Origin of the sequence: Streptomyces puniciscabiei, assembly GCF_006715785.1 — a bacterium.
Classification (GTDB): domain Bacteria; phylum Actinomycetota; class Actinomycetes; order Streptomycetales; family Streptomycetaceae; genus Streptomyces; species Streptomyces puniciscabiei.
Genome location: NZ_VFNX01000001.1, coordinates 2,224,224 through 2,246,418 on the forward strand (window position 1 = coordinate 2,224,224; position 22,195 = coordinate 2,246,418).

Genomic DNA, 22,195 nt, shown 5'->3' on the forward strand with positions numbered 1-22,195 from the left:
GCAGGGGTACGGCTGCGACGGTGGAACCACTCCGCCACGGACCACTCGGCCCGGCGGAACGACCGACACCGTTCGTTCACATGGGGGAACACGTGAACATCGCCAAGCCCGCCGCGCTGCTCGTCGCGGCCACCGCACTGCTCGCCGGCTCCACGGTCGCGGCCACCGCGGCCGCACCGGACGGCACCCGGGTCACCGGCGTCCAGCAGGTCGCCGACCAGGTCCTCGCGGGCCACCCGAAGCCCCTTTCGGCCTCCGCCGAGCAGGTCCGCTACGACGGTCTCACCCTCACCAAGGCCCCGAAGGGTCTGGCCGCCAAGAAGGACCTGGACTGCGCCTACGGCCACCTGTGCATGATCGTCAGGGGCACCAAGTTCGACTTCTACAAGTGCCAGACCTGGAACGTCACCAACTGGACCGGTGACGGCCCGTTCACCAACAACCAGACGCCGGGCACCGTCGCGAAGTTCTTCAACCAGGACGGCAGCGTCCGCTGGACCTCGACGGCGTACGAGGCCGGCACGGCGACGTGGGACCCGATCTGGTCCCTGCGCCCCTGCTGACCCGGACAGGCCGACGGCCTCCGGCTCCCTCGGGGGAGGGCCGGAGGCCGTCACGCGTACAGGGTGCTCAGTGGAAGAAGTGGCGCGTGCCCGTGAAGTACATCGTCACGCCCGCCTTCTTGGCGGCCTCGACGACCTGCTCGTCACGGATCGAACCGCCCGGCTGGACGATCGCCCGGACACCGGCGTCGATGAGGATCTCCGGGCCGTCGGGGAAGGGGAAGAACGCGTCCGAGGCGGCGTAGGAGCCGCGCGCCCGCTCCTCGCCGGCCCGCTCGACGGCCAGCTTGCAGGAGTCGACCCGGTTGACCTGTCCCATGCCGACGCCGACCGAGGCGCCGTCCTTGGCGAGCAGGATGGCGTTGGACTTCACCGCGCGGCACGCCTTCCAGGCGAAGGCCAGCTCCTTCAGCTCCTCGTCGCTCAGAGCCTCGCCGGACGCCAGCGTCCAGTGGGCCGGGTCGTCGCCCTCGGCCTGGAGCCGGTCGGTGACCTGGAGCAGGACACCGCCGTCGACCTGCTTGGCCTCGACCCGGTTGCAGGGCGCGCCCGGAGCCTTCAGGACCCGGATGTTCTTCTTCTTGGTGAGGGCCTCCAGGGCCCCCTCCTCATAGTCCGGGGCCACGATGACCTCGGTGAAGATCTCCGCGACCTGCTCGGCCATCTCCCGGCTCACCGGCCGGTTGACGGCGATGACACCGCCGTACGCGGAGACCGGGTCGCAGGCGTGCGCCTTGCGGTGCGCCTCGGCGACGTCCGAACCCACCGCGATACCGCAGGGGTTGGCGTGCTTGATGATCGCGACGCACGGGTCGTCGTGGTCGTACGCGGCACGGCGGGCGGCATCCGTGTCCGTGTAGTTGTTGTACGACATCTCCTTGCCGTGCAGCTGCTCGGCGTCCGCGAGCCCGCCGCTGCCGTCGACGTACAGGGCGGCCGGCTGGTGCGGGTTCTCGCCGTAGCGCAGCGTGTTCTTGCGCTCGTAGGTGGCACCGAGGAAGTGCGGGAACCGCGACTCGTCGACGGGGGCGTAGGAGGACGCGAACCAGCTCGCGACCGCGACGTCGTACTCCGCCGTGTGCCGGAACGCCTCGGCGGCCAGCCGCTTGCGGGCGGCGAGGTCGAAACCGCCGTTCTGCACGGCCGAGAGCACGTCGGCGTACCGCTCCGGGCTGGTGACCACCGCGACGGAGGGGTGGTTCTTGGCGGCGGCACGGACCATCGACGGGCCGCCGATGTCGATCTGCTCCACGCACTCGTCGTCCGAGGCGCCGGAGGCGACCGTCTCGCGGAACGGGTAGAGGTTGACGACGACCAGGTCGAACGGCTCGACGCCCAGCTCGGCGAGCTGCTCGCGGTGGCTGTCCAGCCGCAGGTCGGCGAGGATACCCGCGTGCACCCTGGGGTGCAGGGTCTTCACCCGGCCGTCCAGGCACTCGGGGAAGCCGGTCAGCTCCTCGACCTTGGTGACGGGGACGCCGGCGGCCGCGATCCGGCCTGCGGTGGACCCGGTGGAGACGAGCTCGACACCGGCCTCGTGCAGCCCGCGCGCCAGGTCTTCCAGCCCGGTCTTGTCGTAGACGCTGACGAGCGCGCGGCGAATGGCCCGCTTGGTGCTCTCGGCCGTGACTGTGCTCTCGGCGGTCACTGGATTACTACCTTTCGTCCCTCAATGCGATAGCCGTGGCGGGCGAGCCGCCCCACGACCTCGACGAGCAGCCTTCGCTCGACTTCCTTGATGCGCTCGTGCAGCGCGCTCTCGTCGTCCTCGTCCCGGACCTCGACCACGCCCTGGGCGATGATCGGGCCGGTGTCGACGCCGTCGTCGACGAAGTGGACGGTGCAGCCGGTGACCTTGGCGCCGTACGCGAGCGCGTCGCGGACGCCGTGGGCCCCCGGAAAGCTGGGCAGCAGGGCGGGGTGCGTGTTCACGAACCGCCCGCCGAAGCGCGCGAGGAACTCCTTCCCCACGATCTTCATGAACCCGGCGGAGACCACGAGGTCCGGCTCGTACGCGGCCACGGCCTCGGCGAGGGCGGCGTCCCACTCCTCGCGGCTCGCGTGGTCCTTGACCTTGCACACGAAGGTCGGCAGCCCGGCCCGCTCGGCGCGGGCGAGCCCCTCGATGCCGGCGCGGTCGGCCCCTACGGCGACGATCCGGGCGCCGTACTCCTCGGCTCCGGTGCGCTCGATCTCGTCCAGGAGCGCCTGCAGATTGGTGCCGGATCCGGAGACCAGCACGACGAGGCGCTTGACCGCTGGGCCGGCGGGGGTGGCGGCCACGATGGGGCCCTTTCTGGGGTGGCGACGGTTCGGGCCGGCGCTTTGTACATTCGTACGAATGCGTTACGCCCCTCGATACAGGGAAGTCTACGAAGCGGCCGACCGTCAGCAACGATACCGGCACTCGGGAAGGCCCCCACGGGACGGGGGCGTGGCCGGAAGGTAGCGTTCGCAGGGAATCACGCAAGGATCACGAAGGGCAGCCTCGGGAACGCGGTCGTCGTACGGTGCGTTGTCGGGGTGGAAGCTCATTTCGGACAGGCGTGTGCACAGCCGTATTCACCTAGGGGAAGACGCTCTTTTGATGCCCGATCGCAGCCTGCGAGTCCTCACGTTCCCTCTCGGCCCGAACCGGGGAGGCGAGCGTGGCACCGTGCTGCGAGAGCGGCCGGCCTCGCCGCCGGAGGCTCCCCGTGGCGGACAGGGCGGGCACTCGGGTTCCGGCGGGCACGGCGGCCCTGCGGGGCACGGTGCCCCGGGTGGTGACGGACGCGGCGGTGGGCGGCAGGACGACAACCCCTTCGCGCCGCCGCCCGAGGGCGCCCCGGACCGGCCCTGGCAGCCCCGCCACCCCGAGGGCTCCCAGGGCTCCGGTCACGGGACGGGCCCCGGGGGCGGCTCCCCGTGGGGCAACCAGTGGAGCGACCGCCAGCCCGGGCGCTCCCCCGGCGGTTTCGGCGAGCGGCCCGGCGGCGGCCCCCAGGGTCCCGGCGGAGGGGCCGGCCCCGGCGGCATGCGCTGGGATCCCACCGACCCCGCCCAGCGCCGTGCGCGCTACGCCCTGCTGTCCGGCATGTGGGCCGTCTTCTTCGCCCTGTTCAGCTGGCCCTACGTCTCCCTGCTGCTGGGCGCACTGGCCCTGTACTGGGGCGTCAGCGCCCTGCGCGCCAAGCCGCGCAGCGCGAACCCCGACACCCCGGCGCCTCCGCCGGGCGCGGGCCGGCCCCAGGTCACGGCAGCCGTCGGCGGCCTGGTCACGGCATCCCTGGCCCTGGTGCTGGTGGCCTCGACGTTCACCATCCAGTTCGTCTACCGCGACTACTACACCTGCGTGACCGACGCCTTGACGCACGAGGCGAAGCAGTCCTGCGACCGGCTCCTGCCGCAGGAGCTGCGCGGCGTCCTGGGAGCCGGGAACAGCTGAGGCTCCGCTTGGGGGCGCGGGTTGGGTCCAGTGGTGCTGGGGGCTGGATGGGGTCCAGATCCGCTGGGTGCCGGTGGGGCGAGGTGGGTCCCACAGGGCTGTTTGACCGCCGGTGGATCCGGCGGGGCCAGTCGGGGCTGCGGGTCCGATAGCGCCGGTGGCTCCGGCAGGGGCAAGGGGGGCCGATGGAGCCCCGTGAGTGTGACAGGCCCAGTCGGGGCTGCGGGCCCGATAGCGCCGGTGGCTCCGGCAGGGGCAAGGGGGGCCGATGGAGCCCCGTGAGTCTGGCAGGGCCAGTTGGGGATCCGATGGAGCCCGTGAGCCTGGCAGGGCCAGTTGGGGCCCTGGTGCCGGTCCAGCCGGGTCAATGAGGGGTCGCCGTGTCCGGGGGTTCCGGAGTGCCGGGGGATGGGTCGGCGAGGTCCGGCTGAGAGGCCGGCGAGGGTGTTGGCTCCGCGCCAGGGGTTGGCTCTGCAGGGGGCGTCGGCTCTGCGCAAGGCAGTGGCTCCGAAGGGTGCGGTGCCCCCTCGCGAGGCGTTGACTCGGCCAGGGGCTTTGACTCCGCGCGAGGCGTTGACTCGGCCAGGGGCTTTGACTCCGCGCGAGGCGTTGACTCGGCCAGGGGCTTTGATTCCGCGCGAGGCGTTGACTCCGCGCGGGGCGCCGGCTCCGCAGGAGGCCTTGACTCCGCGCGAGGCGTTGACTCCGCGCGGGGCGCCGGCTCCGCAGGAGGCCTTGATTCCGCGCGAGGCGTTGACTCCGCGCGGGGCGCCGGCTCCGCTACCGGCGCCGAAGGGTCTGCGGGGGCGGGTAGGTCGCGGGAGGCGGCTGCCTCTCGCAGGGCCGCCCAGCGTGACGCGCGGGCCAGGTCGTCGTGCCAGTCGGGCGGGAACGGGTCGTCGGTCGGAAGGACGTCGTACAGCTCCTCTTCGTCGGGCGCGGACACCTCCGGCCGGATGGCAGGGCTCCTGCTCTTGCCGGACTCGTTGCCCTGGGCCGATTCCTTGGCCTTCGCCGATTCCCTGCCCATGCCCGCCAGACCCTTGCCCTTGCCGTTGGCGGTCCCCTCGTCCGGCTCCGCCTTCTTGCCCTCGGCCGTGATCTTCGCCTGCGTCGTCCCCTGGTCCCTTCCGCTCCCGGAGTTCCCCGTCTCCGCCCCTGTCCCCTGCGTCGGGATCGCGCCGCCCCGAGCGCCGCGCCCACGCCACAGCCGCCACGCCCGTACGATCAGCGCCACCGGCATCCCGAACAGCGCCGTCCACGCCCCCGCCGCTCCCCCCGTCTGCCACCACACCGGTCCGAAGCGGGCCAGCGCGGACACGCCGAGCGGGCCGCCGGACAGGTCGGCGAGCAGGGCGAGAGCCGCCGCGCAGAGCACCGCGGTCAGCAGCACCATCCCGGCGGTACGGGCGGCCGACCAGCGGGCCGACGCCGGCGCGCCCGGCTCCGGCCGCCGCACCGCCCCGCGCGCCACGAACCACCCCGCCGTCATCCCCGCCGCCACCGGCACCAGCCCCGCCGCCCAGTTCGGCAGCGTCCCGGCCCCCGCGTCCGGCACCGCCGCCAGCAGGGGGAACGGTGGCAGCAGCGGGGCCGGGTCGGAGGCGAAGGGCTGCACCCCGTGCCCGACACCGAGCAGGAAGCCGGGGCCGAGGGCGTAGGACGCGGCCCACACCGCCGCGTTGGGGATGAGCGCGATGCCGAGCAGCAGCACCGCGAACCGTCCCGTCCAGCCCTCCGTCAGCAGGAGGAAGGACGCCTGCGCCACCCCGCCGTGCCACACCAGCGACACGGCGAGCGCCAGCGCCCCGCCGCCGAGGAGCACCGCCGTGGCCGCGCCGGTGGCCCGTACGGCCGTACCCAGCCGGGCGCGTGCGTCCTCGCCGAACACCATCCGCCGCACCGGTCCCGGCAGCACCACCAGCGCACTGAGCACCGGCTCGCGCGGACGGTCGTACGCCGCCCACACCCCGGCCGCCGCCGAGCCCGCCGCGACCAGCGGAAGACACACCGTCACCCACGACCAGGAGGGCTGCAGTTCACCGCCCGAGCAGTACAGCGCGACCGCGCCGCCGACGCCGAGGTAACCGAGGACGACCCCCGTCCACACCGTGTACGCCGGAACCGGCGGCGGTCCGTCGGCGTCGGCGGGGGCGTCCACCGCGTCCCTGGCCGCCCGGTACACCAGCCACACGGGCAGCGCCAGCAGCAACAAGGGGGTGACACCCACCGGCATGGGCGCGCCGGAGAGCGTGTCGGTGCGGACCAGTTCGACGCCGTGGGCCAGCAGCCACAGCGCGCCGGCGACATGCAACGCGCCGCCCGGACCGCTGTCCGGGTACGGCGAGCTGACCCACAGCACCATCAGCAGCGCGGCGAACGAGGCGAAGCCCAGTCCGGCCGCGACGGCGCCGCCCAGCAGGCTCGCGGCCAGTCCGGGCTCGCGGTCCCGCATCCAGGTCAGCAGGGGCGACAGCGAAGGTCGGCGAACGGTCATCGGGATCACGCACGCCATGCTCCCAATGACACACGCTTTCCGGTCGTAACAGGCGAACTTCCGTAGTGTCGCTCAAAATACGATTATGTTCTATTTCTCACGGAAGGGTGTGCGGTGACGACGCAGAGCACCGCCGGTCCGCTGCCACCGCCGAAGGAGCGCCGACGTCTGCGCCGTTCCCGGTCGCTGACACAGGCTCAGTTCGCCGCGCGCGTCGGCGTCCGCCGCTCGACGCTGCGCGCGTGGGAATCCGGCCGCCGCGTCCCGCAGGGCAGCGAGGGCGCGGCGTACGCCGGACTGCTGGCGACGTTCGCCCTCCAGGAGACGGCCGAGAGGGCGACAGCGGCCGACGCGGGCCGGGAGACACCCCCGGCCGGCACGCCCGGTCCCCTGACGCCCGCTCAGGCCTTCGACGAGCTGTACGCGTTCTGCGCCCCCGCCCTCGTACGCCAGGCCTATCTGCTCACCGGGCGCCGGGAACTGGCCCGCGAGGCCGTGGCGCGGGCGTTCCAGCTGGCCTGGCAGTGCTGGCCCGAGGTGGCCCGGGACCGGGATCCGGGAAGCTGGGTGCGGGCGGCGGCGCACGACTGCGCGCTCTCGCCCTGGCACCGCTTCCGGCCCCGGTACCGGCACCCGGAGCCGCCGCCCGCCGGCCCGGCCGACCGGGCGCTGCTGTGCGCCCTGCTGGACCTGCCGCCGACGTACCGGCGCACGCTCGTCCTGTACGACGGTGTGGGCCTCGACCTGCCGGAGACGGCGGCGGAGACGGAGGCGAGCACACCGGCCGCCGCGAAGCGGCTGACCCACGCCCGCGAGGCGCTCGCGGCGCGGCTGCCGGAGCTGGCGGACCCCGCCGAGCTGCATCGCCGGCTGCGGGCACTGGCCTCCGCGGAGCGCCTGCACGCCGCCCTGCCGGAGCCGGTGCGGCGGGAGGGCGAACGGCGGAACGCGTGGTGGAGCCGGGCGGCGATCGCGTCCACGGTGACGATCGTCGGCGCGACGACGCTCACGCTGTGGTCGGCGCCGACGCACTACGAGGCGCCGCTCGCCCCGGCGCAGGCCGTGCAGGGGGTTCCGCCGGTGGGGGTGATGGGACCGCTGTCGCGGGAGGAGCAGCAGCTGCGTGCGAAGTTGCGGGGGGCCGCCGAGGGGCCCGAAAGGCTGACACCGCAGCCCCGGTGAGCGCCGTGTCCCTGCGGGCGGACGAGAACGCCGGTGGGCCCGCCCCAGCCAAGGGAACGGGCCCACCGACGTTCAGCTCAGAGGCTGAGCGGCACTACGAGGTTCAGCCGCCCAGGATCTCGCGGGCGAGCTTCGCCGTCTCGGTCGGGGTCTTGCCGACCTTGACGCCCGCGGCCTCCAGGGCCTCCTTCTTGGCCTGTGCGGTGCCGGAGGAGCCGGAGACGATGGCGCCGGCGTGACCCATGGTCTTGCCCTCGGGCGCGGTGAAGCCCGCGACGTAACCGACGACCGGCTTGGTCACGTTCTCCTTGATGAACGCGGCCGCCCGCTCCTCGGCGTCGCCGCCGATCTCACCGATCATCACGATGAGCTCGGTCTCCGGGTCGTCCTGGAACGCGGCCAGGGCGTCGATGTGGGTGGAGCCGATGATCGGGTCGCCACCGATGCCGACGGCGGTCGAGAAGCCGATGTCACGCAGCTCGTACATCATCTGGTAGGTCAGCGTGCCGGACTTCGACACCAGGCCGATGCGGCCCGGCTTGGTGATGTCGCCCGGAATGATGCCGACGTTCGACTGGCCCGGGGTGATGATGCCGGGGCAGTTCGGGCCGATGATGCGGGTCTTGTTGCCCTTCTTGCCGGCGTACGCCCAGAAGGACGCCGTGTCGTGCACGGCGATGCCCTCGGTGATGACGACGGCCAGCGGGATCTCGGCGTCGATGGCCTCGACGACCGCGTCCTTGGTGAACTTCTCCGGCACGAAGATGACGGAGACGTTGGCACCGGTCTTCTCGATGGCCTCGGCGACGGTGCCGAAGACGGGTACCTCGGTGCCGTCGAAGTCCACGGTCTGACCCGCCTTGCGCGGGTTCACGCCGCCCACGACGTTGGTGCCGTCACCGAGCATGAGCTTGGTGTGCTTCATGCCGGTGGAGCCGGTCATGCCCTGGACGATGACCTTGCTGTCCTTGTTGAGCCAGATAGCCATGGTGTGTTGGTGTCCTCGTCCTGAGTGCTTACTTGGCGGCGGCCAGCTCGGCGGCCTTGTCGGCCGCGCCGTCCATGGTGTCGACGCGCTGCACCAGCGGGTGGTTGGCGTCGGTGAGGATCTGCCGGCCCAGCTCGGCGTTGTTGCCGTCGAGGCGGACGACGAGCGGCTTCTCGACCTTCTCGCCGCGGTCCTCCAGGAGCTTCAGGGCCTGCACGATGCCGTTGGCGACCTCGTCGCAGGCGGTGATGCCGCCGAAGACGTTGACGAAGACGGACTTGACGTCCGGGTCGCCCAGGATGATCTCCAGGCCGTTGGCCATGACCTGGGCGGAGGCGCCACCGCCGATGTCCAGGAAGTTGGCGGGCTTGACGCCACCGTGCTTCTCACCGGCGTACGCGACGACGTCCAGGGTGCTCATGACGAGACCGGCGCCGTTGCCGATGATGCCGACCTCACCGTCGAGCTTGACGTAGTTGAGGTTCTTCTCCTTGGCGGCGGCCTCGAGCGGGTTGGCCGCGGCCTTGTCGTGGAGCTCCTCGAAGTCGGGGTGACGGAACTCGGCGTTGTCGTCGAGCGACACCTTGCCGTCGAGGGCGATGACATCGCCGGAGGCGACCTTGGCCAGCGGGTTCACCTCGACCAGGAGGGCGTCCTCCTTGATGAAGGTGTCCCACAGCTTGACGAGGACGTTCGCGACCTTGTCCGCGACCTCGGCCGGGAACTTCGCGGCCGCGACGATCTCGCGGGCCTTGGCCTCGTCCACACCGTCGATCGGGTCGATCGGCGTCTTGGCGACGGCCTCCGGACGGGTGGCCGCCACCTCCTCGATCTCCATGCCGCCCTCGACGGAGGCGATGGAGAGGAAGGTGCGGTTGGCACGGTCGAGGAGGAAGGAGACGTAGTACTCCTCGAGGATCTCCGGAGCGGTCTCGGCGATCATGACCTTGTGGACCGTGTGGCCCTTGATGTCCATGCCGAGGATGTCCGTCGCGCGGGCGACGGCCTCGTCCGCGGAGGCGGCCAGCTTCACGCCACCGGCCTTGCCGCGACCACCGACCTTCACCTGCGCCTTGACGACGGACTTGCCGCCCAGACGCTCGGTGATCTCGCGCGCCGCCTCAGGCGTGTCGATGACTTCACCGGCCAGCACCGGTACATCGTGCTTGGCGAAGAGGTCCCTCGCCTGGTACTCGAACAGGTCCACGCGCTTCCGTCCCTATCAGTGATCTCGCGGTTCGTTGGATGCGTGGGCGTGCCGCGAAGGGCAACGTGACGTCCGCTTGTCACTAGGGGGGCGCACACGGTGTCCGAGCGCGCGGCATGTCCGTCTCGCAGGTTATCGCCGGTTGCGGGGGCTCCCTAAATCGAGGGTCACACCCGAGCGGTGATACCTGTCACATGATGCCGGGTTTCCTGACACGCCGTGCCGCAATCGGGGTGGTGTGCGAGGCCTCACCGGGCTGGGGTTGACCCGGTGAGGCCTCTGGGGCGGCCCCGGTGGTGCCGGGGCCGGGGCGGTTGATCCCCACCCCAATGGGGACCACCCGCCCGGGCCGCGGGGCCCCGGCCGGACGCGCCGACGGCATTCGGCCGTCCGGGTCCGGACACCCCGCGGAGCGGTTCGGGGCACTCAGCCCTGGTACTGGATGCCCTGTGCGGCGCCCGGCACGCCGTACCCGTCCGGGACACCCCGGAAGTGCGGGAGGTCCGGCTGCTCCCGGAGGCCCTGGAGGCTTGGGAGGCCGCGGGAGTCCTGGAGGTACGCCGGTACGGCCGTACGGGTGACCCCTGCGCCCCCGTCGACGGCGTGCCCCGCCAGCGAGCCGCCGGCGTCCCGCACCGTGCCATGGACGTCCTGGGCGAACCCTCCGGCCCGCTGGACGACCGGAGCTGCCGTACCGGCGACCCCGGCCACGAAGGGCCCGGTCCCGCCCGCGACGCCATGAGCCAGCCCGGTGGTGCTCCCGGCGACGCCGTCGGCCACCGGCAGCACGGTCCCGCCGACCTGACCGGCCACGGGAGCCACGGTCCCGGCCACCTGGTACGCGGTGCCCGTCGCGGTCCCGGCCACCTGGTACGCGGTGCCCGTCGCGGTCCCGGCCGCCTGGTACGCGGTGCTCGTGGCGGTGTCCGCCGTCTGCGTGACCGTGGACGTGACGGTGCCGGTGAGCGGGGCCGTCGCGCCGGTGACTCCGGCCGCGAAGGGCGGCACCTGAGCGGTGACGCCGCCGGCGAAGGCTCCGGTCTGCGCGGTCAGACCGTGCGCGAGCGGGGGTACGGCGCCGACGGCACCGCCCGCGAAGGGCTGGACATCACCGGCCACACCGTGGCCGAGGGCGCCCGCGTCCGCGACGGCCTGCCCGGCGACCGGCACGACCCCGTGCACGGCACCGGCGGCCACCGGCGGCAGCACCGCGTCCGTGGCGTCCTGCGCGACCTGCCCGGCCAGTCCGCCGGCGTACGCCGTGGCACCCGCGGCCACCGGCCGCACATCGCCTGCGGCGCCCAGGGCGACCCCGTGCACCCCGGACACGGCGCCCCCGGCCGTCCCGTACGCACCGGACACAGTGCCCCCGGCAGTCCCGTACGCACCGGGGGCGGTGTGCGCGGCGGTTCCGTATGCCCCCGACACGGCGGCCCCGGCGGTCCCGTACACCCCCGATACTGCGCCCTCGGCGACGCCCAGTGCCCCGGAGACCGTGCCCCCGGCGGCCGAGTGCACGGCGGGCACGGCGTGCCCGACGGTCCCGTACCCGCCCGCCGCCGCGTGCGCTGCCGTGCCCCGCAGGCCCGTCACAGCCTGGCCGGCGACCGGCACCGCACCGTTCAGTGCCGTGGCGGCCACCGGGGGAAGGGCGGCGTCGGTCGTCTCGTCCACCACCGGGGTGACCGCACCGGGCACGGCCCGGACCGTGCCGACGACCCGCTGCGCGGCGCCCGTGGCCGTACCGGTGATGTGCGCGGGCACACCCGCGACGGAGGCCTCGGCCGCGCCGGCCGCCCCGGCCGCCATTGCGCTCACGGCGTGCGCGGCACCGGCGGTCCGGCCCTGCGCCGCGGCGACGGTCTGCTGCGCCGTCGTCCGTACGGCGCCCTCGACACCCTGCGCCTTCAGGCGGGCGGCCGTCTGGGCGGCCTGGAGCTTGGTCTGGGCGGCGGCCAGCGCCTGCTCCAGCTCGGGCGCGAAGGAGGAGAGCGGGCCGAAGAGGTAGTCGATCTCGTCCTGCGGGGTGACGTGGGGGACGGCCCGGGAGGCGGTCCGGGCGGCGTGCGCAGCCGTGTGGGCGGCATGGGCGGCGGGTCCGGTGACGTGCGTGCCGTCGGCCTGGACACGGGCCTGCACGTGCGGCTGCGCCTTACGGGCCGCCTGAGCGCCCTTGACCGCCTCGGCACCCCGGATCTTCGCGGCGGCCGGGACCTTGGCGTCGACGTAGCGGCGGGCCTGGTCGGCGGTGCCGGTGGCGGTGGACGCCGTCGAGGTGAGCGAGGTGGAGGAGGCGGCCGGGGCGGCGGGGGTGGCCGCGGTGGCCGTGCCGGTCAGGCCGGAGACGGTGCCTGTGACGGTGTTCTGAACTCCGGACACGGTGTCATGGACGCCGCTGAGGACGCCGTCGACCGTCCCGGCGACGCTGTCGGTGCCCGCGTCCGGGACGGAGACGGAGCTGGTGGACAGCTCGTCGGCGCTGGCGACGGCCGAGCCGAGCGCCCACGCGCCGGTGACACCGGCGGCTATCACGATCGAACGGCGGATGTTCTTGTTCATTGCGTGCGTCAAGTCCTTTGGACATGGCCGGAAACGGCCGGGATCGGCTGGGGGTGCCGTCCGGAGACCGCTGAACGCCGGTCGCGCTGACGCTTCGACGGCTGACGGTGCTCGACAGCGCTGATCGCTGGAGGGTCCGGACGGACGGGCAGACCTGTTCCGCCCCCGCTCGACAGGTCCGTGGCGGGAGGTCGGCCCTGCTGCCTAGCCGGGGAAGACGGGGATGTCCCGGTGCCGGTCCCGGGTGCGGGGCGCGTCGACGCGCGCCGTGGCGCCGGGCGCGAGCCGCAGGGGCGCCCGGTCGTCGAGGGTGACGGCGTGCGCGTCGCCGTGGCGGGACGCGCTGCCGTCAGCGGCCTGCTTGCCCAGCACGCCGTCGGAGTCTCCGCTGGGCGCGGGCCGGCCGGGAACGCCCGGGACGGCGGCCCGGTGGCGCGCGAAGGTGCGCGCCACGCGCTGCGGCACGGCGACGGCCACCGGGCCGTACACGCCGCCCGGCGCCGGTGCGCCGACGGCCGTACGACCCTGGGCGCGGGCATGCCCCTGCTTCGGCCGCTCCACCGGAGCGGGCGCCGTCGTACCGCTGGGCCTTTGCGGGCCCGGCGCCGTGGACTTCGGCCCGGGCGCCAACCGGGTCGGCGCGCCGGCGACTTGAGCGAGGCCGGGCAGGGGCAGGGAGGGCGCCGAGGTCCTGGGCCGGTCGGCCACGGCCACGGCTTGGGCGGCCGAGGCCTCGACAGACCGGGAAACGGTCGTGAGCACGTCGCGTACGGGGGTGACGGCCTGTCCGCCGACGGTGGGGACCTGCACGGTGCCCCGCTCGACCGCCGTGCGGACCACCTGCACCGCAGGTACGGCCCGCACCGCAGGTACGGCCTGTACTGCCGGTACGGCCTGTGCCACACCCTCGTGCCCGGCGGTCCCCTCGGACCGCGCGGAGGCCGCCTGCTGCGGCGACGACGCCGGTGCCGGCGCCCCGTCGGCCGCGTGCGCCTGTTCGCCGCAGAGGAAGCCCAGCGCGAACAGTCCACCCACCAGCAGCGTCAGTTGGAGCGCACGCCGCCCGGCCGCCGTACGCAGCACGCGCACGGTGGTACCAAGGAGGGCTGCTGGGAAGGTCAAGGAGCTGAATCCTCGGCTCGGCACGACATGGGCTCCGCCGATCCTTGCACGCGACGCCGGAGCCCGCGCAAGCCCCCTGTTACCGATGGGTAGTCATGTCCCTTTTCTCGCCCCTTTCGTGTCCGGAGTCACACCGTGTCCGGTATGGGAAGCGGCCGCTTCTCCAGTGCGGCGGCCATGACCTCGGGGAACAGGTCCGGTGTGCACGCGAAGGCCGGTGCGCCGAGCGCGGCGAGCGCAGCCGCGTGCTCCCGGTCGTACGCGGGCGCGCCCTCGTCCGACAGCGCGAGCAGCGCCACGAACTGCACCCCGGACGCCTTCATCGCCGCCACCCGCTTGAGCATCTCGTCGCGGATGCCGCCCTCGTAGAGGTCGCTGATCAGCACGACCACGGTCTCGGCGGGCCGGGTGAGCTGTGACTGGCAGTAGGCCAGCGCCCGGTTGATGTCCGTGCCGCCGCCGAGCTGGGTGCCGAACAGGACGTCGACCGGGTCGTCCAGCTGGTCGGTGAGATCGACCACCGCCGTGTCGAAGACGACCAGCCGAGTGCTGATCGACCGCATGGAGGCGAGGACCGCACCGAACACGGACGCGTAGACCACGGACGCGGCCATCGACCCGGACTGGTCGATGCAGAGGATGACTTCCTTCTTCACGGACCGGGCGGCCCGCCCGTATCCGACGAGGCGTTCCGGCACGACCGTGCGGTACTCGGGCAGGTAGTGCTTGAGGTTGGCGGCGATGGTGCGGTTCCAGTCGATGTCGTGGTGGCGCGGGCGGCTGATCCGCGCGCTGCGGTCGAGGGCGCCGGTGAGGGTGGCCCGCGTACGGTTCGCGAGCCGCTTCTCCAGGTCCTCCACGACCTTGCGCACGACCGCGCGTGCCGTCTCCCGCGTCGTCTCCGGCATCGCCTTGTTCAGCGAGAGCAGCGTGCCGACCAGGTGCACGTCCGCCTCCACCGCTTCCAGCATCTCCGGCTCCAGCAGCAGGGCGGCGAGGCCGAGGCGGTCGATGGCGTCGCGCTGCATGACCTGGACGACGGAGGACGGGAAGTACGCACGGATGTCCCCGAGCCAGCGCGCCACCGACGGCGCCGAGGCCCCGAGCCCCGCCGAACGGCCGTGCCCCGCCTGCGGCTTGTCGCCCTTGCCGTAGAGCGCGGCCAGCGTGCCGTCCATCGCCGCGTCCCGCCCGGACAGCGCGCATCCGGTGCCGTCCGCCTGCTCCCCACCGAGCACCAGCCGCCAGCGCCGCAACCGCTCCCGCGCCGGGTCGAGCACCTCGGTCGATGTCGGTCCGGTCGTCATGTGCCCACCTCCACAAGGCGTTTGGCGTCTGCCGTCTCGGGCTGTCCGTCCAGGCCGAGCAGCAGCCGCAGTACCGGTAGTACGGCGTCGGCGCGCCCGGTGTCCGGCTCGGCGGCGAAGCCGGGGGTCACGGCTCCGTGGGCCGCCTGGTCCCCCGGTCCGCGCCGGACCAGTTCGCCGAGCGTTCTGCGCACCCCCGGCTCGTACGCCGCGAACGTGCGCCGCAGCAGCGGCAGTACGTCCGTGAACGCCTCCGCCGGCACCCCGGTCAGCCAGCCGTCCACCAGGCCTAGCAGCCGCTCGTCGTGCACCAGCAGCAGTCCGCCCCCGCCGCCGACGAAGCCCTCGATCCAGGCGGCGGCGTCGGCGGGCGGCGTCCCCGGCGACAGCGCGAGCCCCATCAGCCGCGCCGCCTCCTCGGGTCCCAGCTCACCGTCGTCCAGCAGCAGCCGCACCGCCCGCCCCCGGAGCACCCCGGGCACACTGTCACGCGAGGACAGGATCCGCAGCACCGCTCGCCAGCGGCCGCGCAGTTCACCGTGCCCGGCACCGGGGACGGCACCGCCATCCGCACCGCCCCCGATACGCCCACCGGCCCCGGCGCCGGTCGCGGTCGGTGTCTCCGCCAGCAGCCCCACCGCTGTGTGCACGCCGTCCACATGGCCGCGCATCTCGTTGGCCGCGTCCGTGTCGAGCGCGGCGCACGCCGGGGGCAGGCCGACGAAGACGCGTTCGGCGAGGCCCACGGCCACGCCGGCCAGCGCGCGGGTGTCGGTGCCGCGCACGTCGCCGTACCGCAGGGAGCGGACCAGGGCGGGCAGGGCCTGGGCGAGATGGCCCACGTCGGCGTCGAGCGCGGCCCGGTCGGCGAGCACCCGCATGACCACGGGCAGGGCGTCCGGCAGCCCGGCGAGCAGGCACTGCTCGGCGAGCGCGGTGACGTCGGCGAGAGTGCGCGCGGCCGTCGCGTCCGCCTCGGCCTTCGCCTGTGCCGCGCCCAGTACGGTCGTCCCCCACACGCCCGCCTCGGCGACCCGCACCGACAGCTCGGGTTCCCAGCGCAGCCGCCACGTCTCCCGGAAGGTGCCCGTGCTCCCGCGTGACCGCGTCGGCTCGCCCCAGTCGACGCCGAGCAGCCGGAGCCGGTGCAGCAGCCTGCTGCGGCCGGCGTCGGTGTCGCCGCGCAGGTCCAGCTCGAGTTCGCGCTCCAGCGCCTCGGGTTTGAGCCGCAGCGAACGCTGCTGCCGCGTCAGGTCGCGCTGCAGCGGCACCGCGGGCGCCGACTCCGGGACCTCCCCGAGGACGTCCCCGACCACCAGCCGGTCGTGCACCAGCGCCAGCGGCACGTCCGAGCCGTCGCCCATCACCGCGCGCACCGCGTCGGTGGTCTCACCCAGGCCGGGCAGCGGGCGCCCGCGCAGTGCCGCCAGGGTCTCGGCGAGCCGGACGGCCTCGATGACGTGGGCGGAGGACACGATCCGGTCCTCCTCGCGCAGCAGCCGCGCCACCTTGGTCAGCCACCGCTCGACCGGCCGGTCGGGGGCGTGGAACAGATGGCCGTACCAGCCCGGCGAGTCGATGCCCGCGCCGTACCCGCTGGACCGGGCGAGCCTGCGGTGGGTCCAGGGCACCCAGGTCAGGTCCGCCTTGACCTTGGGCAGCCCCTTCAGCAGGGACCGGTCCGCGGTGACCGTGGTCCTCTCGCGCAGGGCGGGCACATGCCAGGCCCCGCAGACCACGGCCACCTCGTCACCGAACTCCTTGCGCGCGGCGCGCAGCCGGAGCCGCATGTGCGCCTCGCGGACCAGGTCCCGGGAGTGCCCGCCCACGCCGTACCGCTCGCGGAGGGCGCCCATCGCCTCCTCCAGTGCGCCGAAGGGCGAGAAGGGGTCCCGCTCCCCCGGGCCCCGGTGCTCGACCACGTCCTCCCACCAGCGTTCGGGATCGTCGTACCCGGCGGCCTCGGCAAGCACGGCGAGCGGGTCGACCCGGACCTGCTCACCGCCGTCCCGTCCGTCACCGGCGCGCTGCGGATCCTCCGCGGTGCTCTTCTCTTCCTCCCCCTCCCGCTCGCTCCCCCGCCTCTCTTTCTCCTCCCTCTCTCTTCCCTGCCATGCGAGCGTGTGCGCGGCCGGCAGGTCGATGAAGTGGGCCGGGACGCCGTGCCGCAGGGCCCAGCGGATCGCCACCCATTCGGGGCTGAACTCGGCGAACGGCCAGAAGGCCGAGCGGCCCGGCTCATCGACGGCATGGGCGAGCAGGGCGACCGGGGGCCGCAGTTCGGGGTCGGCGGCCAGCGGGATCAGCGCGTCGGCCTCGGGCGGCCCCTCGATCAGGACGGCGGCGGGCCGGGCGGCGTCCAGGGCGCCGCGCACCGCGCGGGCGGAGCCGGGGCCGTGGTGCCGCACGCCCAGCAGGAGCGGTCCGCAGCCGTGCGCCCTCGGCCAGCGCGTGTCGTCGGTCATGCGCTCACCTCCCGGCAGGCGCGGTAGAAGTCCGTCCAGCCCTCGCGCTCGCGGACGACCGTCTCCAGGTACTCCTGCCAGACGACCCGGTCGGCCGCCGGGTCACGCACGACGGCACCGAGGATGCCGGCGGCGACATCGCCCGGCCGCAGCACACCGTCCCCGAAGTGCGCGGACAACGCCAGACCGTTGGTGACGACGGAGATCGCCTCTGCCGTGGACAGCGTGCCGCTGGGCGACTTCAGCTTGGTGCGGCCGTCGGCGGTGACGCCGTCGCGCAGCTCACGGAAGACGGTCACGACCCGGCGGATCTCCTCGATGCCGTCGGGCGCGGCCGGCAGGTCCAGCGAGCGGCCGATCTGCTCGACCCGGCGGGTGACGATGTCGACCTCGGCGTCGGCACTCTCCGGCAGCGGCAGCACCACGGTGTTGAAGCGGCGGCGCAGTGCGCTGGAGAGGTCGTTGACCCCTCTGTCCCGGTCGTTGGCGGTGGCGATGAGGTTGAACCCGCGGACCGCCTGGACCTCCTGGCCCAGCTCCGGGATGGGCAGGGTCTTCTCGGACAGGATCGTGATCAGCGTGTCCTGGACGTCGGCCGGGATACGGGTCAGTTCCTCCACGCGGGCTGTCATGCCCTCAGCCATGGCGCGCATGACGGGGCTGGGCACGAGGGCGTCGCGGCTCGGCCCGTGCGCGAGCAGCTGCGCGTAGTTCCAGCCGTAGCGGATCGCCTCCTCCGGGGTGCCGGCCGTGCCCTGCACCAGCAGGGTGGAGTCACCGCTGACGGCGGCCGCGAGGTGCTCCGAGACCCAGGTCTTGGCGGTGCCGGGCACGCCGAGCAGGAGCAGGGCGCGGTCGGTGGCGAGTGTGGTGACGGCGACCTCGACGATCCGGCGCGGGCCCACGTACTTGGGGGTGATCACGGTGCCGTCCGGCAGGGTGCCGCCGAGCAGGTACGTCGCCACCGCCCACGGCGACAGCTTCCAGCGAGCCGGGCGCGGACGGTCGTCCTGCGCGGCGAGTGCGGCGAGTTCGGCGGCGAAGGCGTGCTCGGCGTGCGGTCGCAGCGCCTGCGCGGTCCCGGACGCGCCCTCACCGGCGGTCGGTTCGGCGGTGGTCGGTCGCACGGGCGCAGACGCAGACGTGGCAGAAGCAGACATGGCTGACATGGCTGAGGCCCCCTCCAGCTCGGCCGGTTCGGATCTGGCATCCACCGTGCACCACGCCACTGACAATCGCCCTGACCTGCGCAAACGCCCACGTCGGACGGATTGTCAGTGGCGGGACCTACCGTCGGAGACATGACTGAGCAGGGGGTGCGCTGGACCGCGGACCAGGTGCTGTCACTGGCGCCTGACGCCGCGTCACGCAAAGCGGGAGGCAAGCTCGGCACGGCCGGTCCGTGGTCCGAGGCGGGGAGCGGAGAGGGGACGGTGTGGGGGCTGTGCAAGGGCAGCGGCAGCAGGCCTTACCAGACGGTGGTCGATCTCGCCGACCCGGCCGGACCGGCGTACAAGTGCAGTTGCCCGAGCCGTAAGTTCCCGTGCAAGCACGCGCTCGGACTGCTACTGCTGTGGACGGGAGACGACGGCACGGTGCCTGCGTCCGCCCAGCCGCCGGACTGGGCCGAGCAGTGGCTCGCGGGCAGACGCAGGCGCGCCGAGAACAAGCAGGGCCCGGGCGAAGGCAGTTCCGCGGGCGGGGCCGCCGATCCGGAGGCGGCCCGGCGGCGGGCCGAGCGCCGGGCCGAGCGGGTCACCGCGGGTGCGACCGAGCTGGAGCAGCGCCTCGCGGACCTGCTGCGCGGCGGCCTGGCCGCAGCCGAGCAGGCGGGGTACGGCCTGTGGGACGAGACGGCGGCCCGCATGGTCGACGCCCAGGCCCCCGGACTGGCCTCGCGGATCCGGGAGTTGGGCGCGATCCCGGCATCGGGCGCGGGCTGGCCGGCCCGGTTGCTGGAGGAGTGCGCGCTGCTGCACCTGCTCGACCAGGGCTGGTTGCGCCGCGACCACCTGCCGGACGCCCTCGCGGCCACGGTCCGCTCCCGGCTCGGCCTGCCCGCCGCGGCGGACGGTGCCCCTCTCCGCGACCGCTGGCTGGTCCTCGCCCAGTACGACACGGTGGACGCGAAGCTGACGACCCGCCGGGCATGGCTGTACGGAGCCGGCTCGGGCCGCACCCGGCTGCTGCTGTCCTACGGCGCGGCCGGCCGGGCTCCGGAGCTTTCCCTGCCGGTCGGGCTGGCCCTGGACGCGGAGCTGTCCGCCTATCCGGGATCAGGCCAGTCCCGGTCCGCCCTGGGCGAGCGGTTCTCCCCGCCCGCACCGGCGGCGTTCCGCCCGCCGGGCACAAGCACGGCCGAGGCGGCGGCCCGGTACGGCGAGGCGCTGCGCGACGACCCCTGGCTGGAGTCCGTCCCGGTGACCCTGGACCGGGTGATACCGGTCCCGGACGGCGACGAGTGGCAGCTCGCCGACGCCGACACCGACCTTGCCCTGCCGCTGACCCGTGCCGCCCGCTCCCGCCCCGGCCTGTGGCGGCTGGTCGCCCTGTCCGGCGGCGCCCCGGTCACGGTCTTCGGCGAGTGCGGCCACCGCGGCTTCACCCCGCTCACGGCCTGGCCGGGCGGCACGGGCGAGGCGGTGCCACTGTGCTGACCGGCATGCCGGAACGCGCTCACACCCCTCGCAGACTCCCAGGAAAGGAAACGCGATGAACGGGACGGCCTCGACCGGCGTGAACACCATGGCACCCGCAAGCTCCTGGGAAGACCTCGTCACCACGGCTCTCCTCGGCACCGACCGGCGCCCCCCGGCGTACGCCCGGTCCGGCCGGGAGGCGCCCCTGGCGCTGCTCGACGAGGCCGCCGTGGCGACCGTACGGCGGCGCGCCGGGCTGCGGCCCGCGCGGGCGGCACGCCGGCCGGACCCGGCGCCCGAGGACCCCCGCCCGGCCCTGCCCCCGGCGGCGGCCCGCAGACTCGCCACACTGCTGGCCGACCGTTCCGGCGGCGGAAGCGGTGGCCGCCGGGGCAGCTCACCGGACCTCATGGAGCTGCTCCCCCAGTGGCTCGCGGCGGCCAACGCGCACGGATACGCGGCACCTCCGCAGACGCTCCCCGCCCTGCTGGACGCGGCCCGGGGCCGTACGGACCTGCGCCCGGCGGCGCTGGCGTTCGCGGGACCGCGGGCGCTGTGGCTGGCCCGGCTGAACGCGGACTGGCGCTTCGCGCTGCGCGCGGCCCCCGGCGGCGGTGCCACGCTGCCCGGGCCCGGCGACACCGAGGCGGTGCGCAGGCTGTGGCAGGAGGGGCTGTTCGCCGAGCGGGTGGCCCTGCTGGGCGCGCTGCGCGCCGCTGTGCCCGCGCTCGCGCGTGAGCTGCTCGCGTCGACCTGGCCGACGGAGCGGGCGGAGGACCGGCTGATGTTCCTCGACTCGCTGCGCACGGGCCTGTCCGCCGCGGACGAGCCGTTCCTGGAGCAGGCCTTGGGCGACCGCAGTCGCAATGTGCGTGCTACGGCGGCGGAACTGCTGTCGGCGCTGCCCGCTTCGGCCCTCGCCGCGCGCATGGCCGTACGGGCTGCGGCGTGTGTGGCCCTCGATCACGCGGGGAACTCGCCGGCGATCGTGGTGGAGGCGCCGCTCGAGTGCGACTCAGGCATGGAGCGGGATGGTGTGGTGGCCACACCTCCCGCGGGCAGAGGGGAACGGTCATGGTGGCTGGGGCAGTTGGTGGAGGCGGCGCCGCTGGGCACGTGGCCGGGGCGGCTCGGCGGACGTACGGCGGAGCAGATCGTGGCGCTGCCGGTGACGGACGGCTGGCAGGGCGAACTGCACGCGGCCTGGTGCCGGGCCGCCGTGCGGCAGCGGGACGCCGAGTGGTCGAGGGCGCTGCTCGGCTCACCGTCGGCGCCCGAGGCCGGCGGGCCGGGCGCGGTGTCGCTGGCGGAGCGCGCGAAGCTGCTGGCCACCCTGGACCGGGCGGAACGGGCCGCGTGGGTGGCCGGGTTCATCGCCACGCACGGACTGTCGGAGGCGTTCCAGCTGCTCGGGGTGTGTGCGGTGCCCTGGGCCGCGCCGCTGGGCCGGGCTGTCGTCGACGCGCTGAACATCGCGCGCGACGCGGGCAGTTACCCCTGGAGCTTCAGCGGAGTGATGGGGCTGGCCGAGCGCTGCCTGGACCCCGCGGAGGCCACCCGGCTCGAGGCGCTGCTGGCGATACCGGACGAACGGGAGGACGCCGCGCCGGGAGCCGGCGGCTACTGGGCGGAGGCGTTCCAGCGGCTGGTGACCACGCTGCGGCTGCGGGCGGAGATGGCCGCGGAACTCGCCCCGGGCCGCTCCCCGCTCACCGGACCGTCGGCCCGACCGCCGCAGGCAGCCGATCAGCCGGACGCGGCGGGCTGACGGACGTTCTCCCGCACCCACTCCACGATCGACGCGGTCGTCGCGCCCGGCGTGAAGATCTCCGCGACGCCCTTCTCCTTCAGCGGCGGAATGTCCTCGTCCGGGATGATGCCGCCGCCGAAGACGAGGATGTCCTCGGCCTCGCGCTCCTTGAGCAGGTCGATCACCGCGGCGAACAGCGTGTTGTGCGCGCCGGACAGGATGGACAGGCCGATCGCGTCGGCATCCTCCTGGATCGCGGTGTCCACGATCTGTTCCGGCGTCTGGTGGAGCCCGGTGTAGATGACTTCCATGCCGGCGTCGCGCAGGGCACGCGCGATGACCTTGGCCCCCCGATCGTGGCCGTCGAGCCCCGGCTTGGCGACGACCACGCGGATCGGACCGGCTGCCACACCCATCACTGCCTCCATCAAACGACCACGGAAGCGATCGCTTCCGTCCGTAACGACAAGTACCGCACTTTTGGCGCGT

General features: G+C 73.9%; 16 protein-coding genes. 5 read left to right on the forward strand and 11 right to left on the reverse strand.

What is annotated here, in order from left to right:
• Positions 1-92: 92 nt before the first annotated feature.
• Complete coding sequence (locus FB563_RS09985) at positions 93-563, forward strand: hypothetical protein (RefSeq protein WP_055706961.1); 471 nt, start codon at positions 93-95, stop codon at positions 561-563.
• Positions 564-630: 67 nt separating this feature from the next.
• On the opposite strand, the gene purH is transcribed toward FB563_RS09985, so the two are convergent.
• Entirely contained in the window at positions 631-2,211 is a 1,581-nt protein-coding gene (gene purH / locus FB563_RS09990; RefSeq protein ID WP_055706932.1) for a bifunctional phosphoribosylaminoimidazolecarboxamide formyltransferase/IMP cyclohydrolase, read from the reverse strand.
• A complete protein-coding gene (purN, locus tag FB563_RS09995; RefSeq protein WP_055706933.1) occupies positions 2,208-2,846 on the reverse strand; it encodes a phosphoribosylglycinamide formyltransferase in 639 nt (212 codons plus the stop codon). The genes purH and purN overlap by 4 nt, the downstream gene beginning before the upstream one ends.
• A gap of 304 nt (positions 2,847-3,150) precedes the next feature.
• Between purN and FB563_RS10000 the strand changes: the two genes are divergently transcribed.
• Complete coding sequence (locus tag FB563_RS10000) at positions 3,151-3,990, forward strand: hypothetical protein (protein WP_079048832.1); 840 nt, start codon at positions 3,151-3,153, stop codon at positions 3,988-3,990.
• A 364-nt stretch (positions 3,991-4,354) separates the two neighbouring features.
• On the opposite strand, the gene FB563_RS10005 is transcribed toward FB563_RS10000, so the two are convergent.
• A complete protein-coding gene (locus FB563_RS10005) occupies positions 4,355-6,505 on the reverse strand; it encodes a cell division protein PerM (protein WP_244329014.1) in 2,151 nt (716 codons plus the stop codon).
• Between the two features lie 96 nt (positions 6,506-6,601).
• On the opposite strand from FB563_RS10005, the gene FB563_RS10010 reads away from it, so the two are divergent.
• A complete protein-coding gene (locus tag FB563_RS10010; RefSeq protein ID WP_055706937.1) occupies positions 6,602-7,669 on the forward strand; it encodes a transcriptional regulator in 1,068 nt (355 codons plus the stop codon).
• A 103-nt stretch (positions 7,670-7,772) separates the two neighbouring features.
• On the opposite strand, the gene sucD is transcribed toward FB563_RS10010, so the two are convergent.
• From sucD to FB563_RS10050, 7 genes are all read right to left on the reverse strand, one after another.
• Positions 7,773-8,657, reverse strand: coding sequence for a succinate--CoA ligase subunit alpha (gene sucD / locus FB563_RS10015; RefSeq protein ID WP_055706938.1), 885 nt, complete (start codon positions 8,655-8,657; stop codon positions 7,773-7,775).
• A gap of 28 nt (positions 8,658-8,685) precedes the next feature.
• Positions 8,686-9,864, reverse strand: a complete 1,179-nt coding sequence (gene sucC, locus FB563_RS10020; RefSeq protein ID WP_055706939.1) for an ADP-forming succinate--CoA ligase subunit beta — start codon at positions 9,862-9,864, stop codon at positions 8,686-8,688.
• 426 nt (positions 9,865-10,290) lie between these two features.
• On the reverse strand, positions 10,291-12,423 hold the full coding sequence (locus FB563_RS42840; RefSeq protein ID WP_055706940.1) for a hypothetical protein: 2,133 nt from the start codon (positions 12,421-12,423) through the stop codon (positions 10,291-10,293).
• A 204-nt stretch (positions 12,424-12,627) separates the two neighbouring features.
• Complete coding sequence (locus tag FB563_RS10035; RefSeq protein WP_063797089.1) at positions 12,628-13,545, reverse strand: hypothetical protein; 918 nt, start codon at positions 13,543-13,545, stop codon at positions 12,628-12,630.
• Between the two features lie 128 nt (positions 13,546-13,673).
• Positions 13,674-14,852 carry a VWA domain-containing protein gene (locus FB563_RS10040; protein WP_055706942.1) on the reverse strand — a complete coding sequence of 393 codons (1,179 nt, stop codon included), beginning with the start codon at positions 14,850-14,852 and terminating at the stop codon, positions 13,674-13,676.
• Positions 14,849-17,317 (reverse strand): DUF5682 family protein, encoded by a 2,469-nt coding sequence (locus FB563_RS10045; RefSeq protein WP_055706943.1) that lies wholly within the window; start codon positions 17,315-17,317, stop codon positions 14,849-14,851. The genes FB563_RS10040 and FB563_RS10045 overlap by 4 nt, the downstream gene beginning before the upstream one ends.
• Positions 17,314-18,477, reverse strand: coding sequence for an ATP-binding protein (locus FB563_RS10050; RefSeq protein ID WP_055706944.1), 1,164 nt, complete (start codon positions 18,475-18,477; stop codon positions 17,314-17,316). The genes FB563_RS10045 and FB563_RS10050 overlap by 4 nt, the downstream gene beginning before the upstream one ends.
• 141 nt (positions 18,478-18,618) lie before the next feature.
• Here FB563_RS10050 and FB563_RS10055 point away from each other — a divergent pair, with 141 nt between their 5' ends.
• Together FB563_RS10055 and FB563_RS10060 are read left to right on the forward strand one after the other, a co-directional pair.
• Entirely contained in the window at positions 18,619-19,974 is a 1,356-nt protein-coding gene (locus tag FB563_RS10055; RefSeq protein ID WP_055706945.1) for an SWIM zinc finger family protein, read from the forward strand.
• Between the two features lie 55 nt (positions 19,975-20,029).
• The gene (locus FB563_RS10060; protein WP_055706946.1) at positions 20,030-21,724 is read left to right on the forward strand and encodes a DUF5691 domain-containing protein; all 1,695 of its coding nucleotides are present in this window, start codon (positions 20,030-20,032) and stop codon (positions 21,722-21,724) included.
• Here FB563_RS10060 and icmB read toward each other — a convergent pair.
• The gene (gene icmB, locus FB563_RS10065; protein WP_055706947.1) at positions 21,703-22,122 is read right to left on the reverse strand and encodes a coenzyme B12-dependent isobutyryl CoA mutase small subunit; all 420 of its coding nucleotides are present in this window, start codon (positions 22,120-22,122) and stop codon (positions 21,703-21,705) included. The two genes, FB563_RS10060 and icmB, sit on opposite strands and share 22 nt — an antisense overlap.
• Positions 22,123-22,195: the final 73 nt, after the last annotated feature.

Excerpts from the sequence above, each read along its gene's own strand:
- FB563_RS10000 (WP_079048832.1), top strand. The coding sequence starts at position 3,151 with ATGCCCGATCGCAGCCTGCGAGTCCTCACGTTCCCTCTCGGCCCGAAC.
- FB563_RS10005 (WP_244329014.1), bottom strand. The coding sequence starts at position 6,505 with ATGGCGTGCGTGATCCCGATGACCGTTCGCCGACCTTCGCTGTCGCCC.
- sucD (WP_055706938.1), bottom strand. The coding sequence starts at position 8,657 with ATGGCTATCTGGCTCAACAAGGACAGCAAGGTCATCGTCCAGGGCATG.
- FB563_RS42840 (WP_055706940.1), bottom strand. The coding sequence starts at position 12,423 with ATGAACAAGAACATCCGCCGTTCGATCGTGATAGCCGCCGGTGTCACC.
- FB563_RS10040 (WP_055706942.1), bottom strand. The coding sequence starts at position 14,852 with ATGACGACCGGACCGACATCGACCGAGGTGCTCGACCCGGCGCGGGAG.
- FB563_RS10045 (WP_055706943.1), bottom strand. The coding sequence starts at position 17,317 with ATGACCGACGACACGCGCTGGCCGAGGGCGCACGGCTGCGGACCGCTC.
- FB563_RS10050 (WP_055706944.1), bottom strand. The coding sequence starts at position 18,477 with ATGTCTGCTTCTGCCACGTCTGCGTCTGCGCCCGTGCGACCGACCACC.
- FB563_RS10055 (WP_055706945.1), top strand. The coding sequence starts at position 18,619 with ATGACTGAGCAGGGGGTGCGCTGGACCGCGGACCAGGTGCTGTCACTG.
- FB563_RS10060 (WP_055706946.1), top strand. The coding sequence starts at position 20,030 with ATGAACGGGACGGCCTCGACCGGCGTGAACACCATGGCACCCGCAAGC.
- icmB (WP_055706947.1), bottom strand. The coding sequence starts at position 22,122 with ATGGGTGTGGCAGCCGGTCCGATCCGCGTGGTCGTCGCCAAGCCGGGG.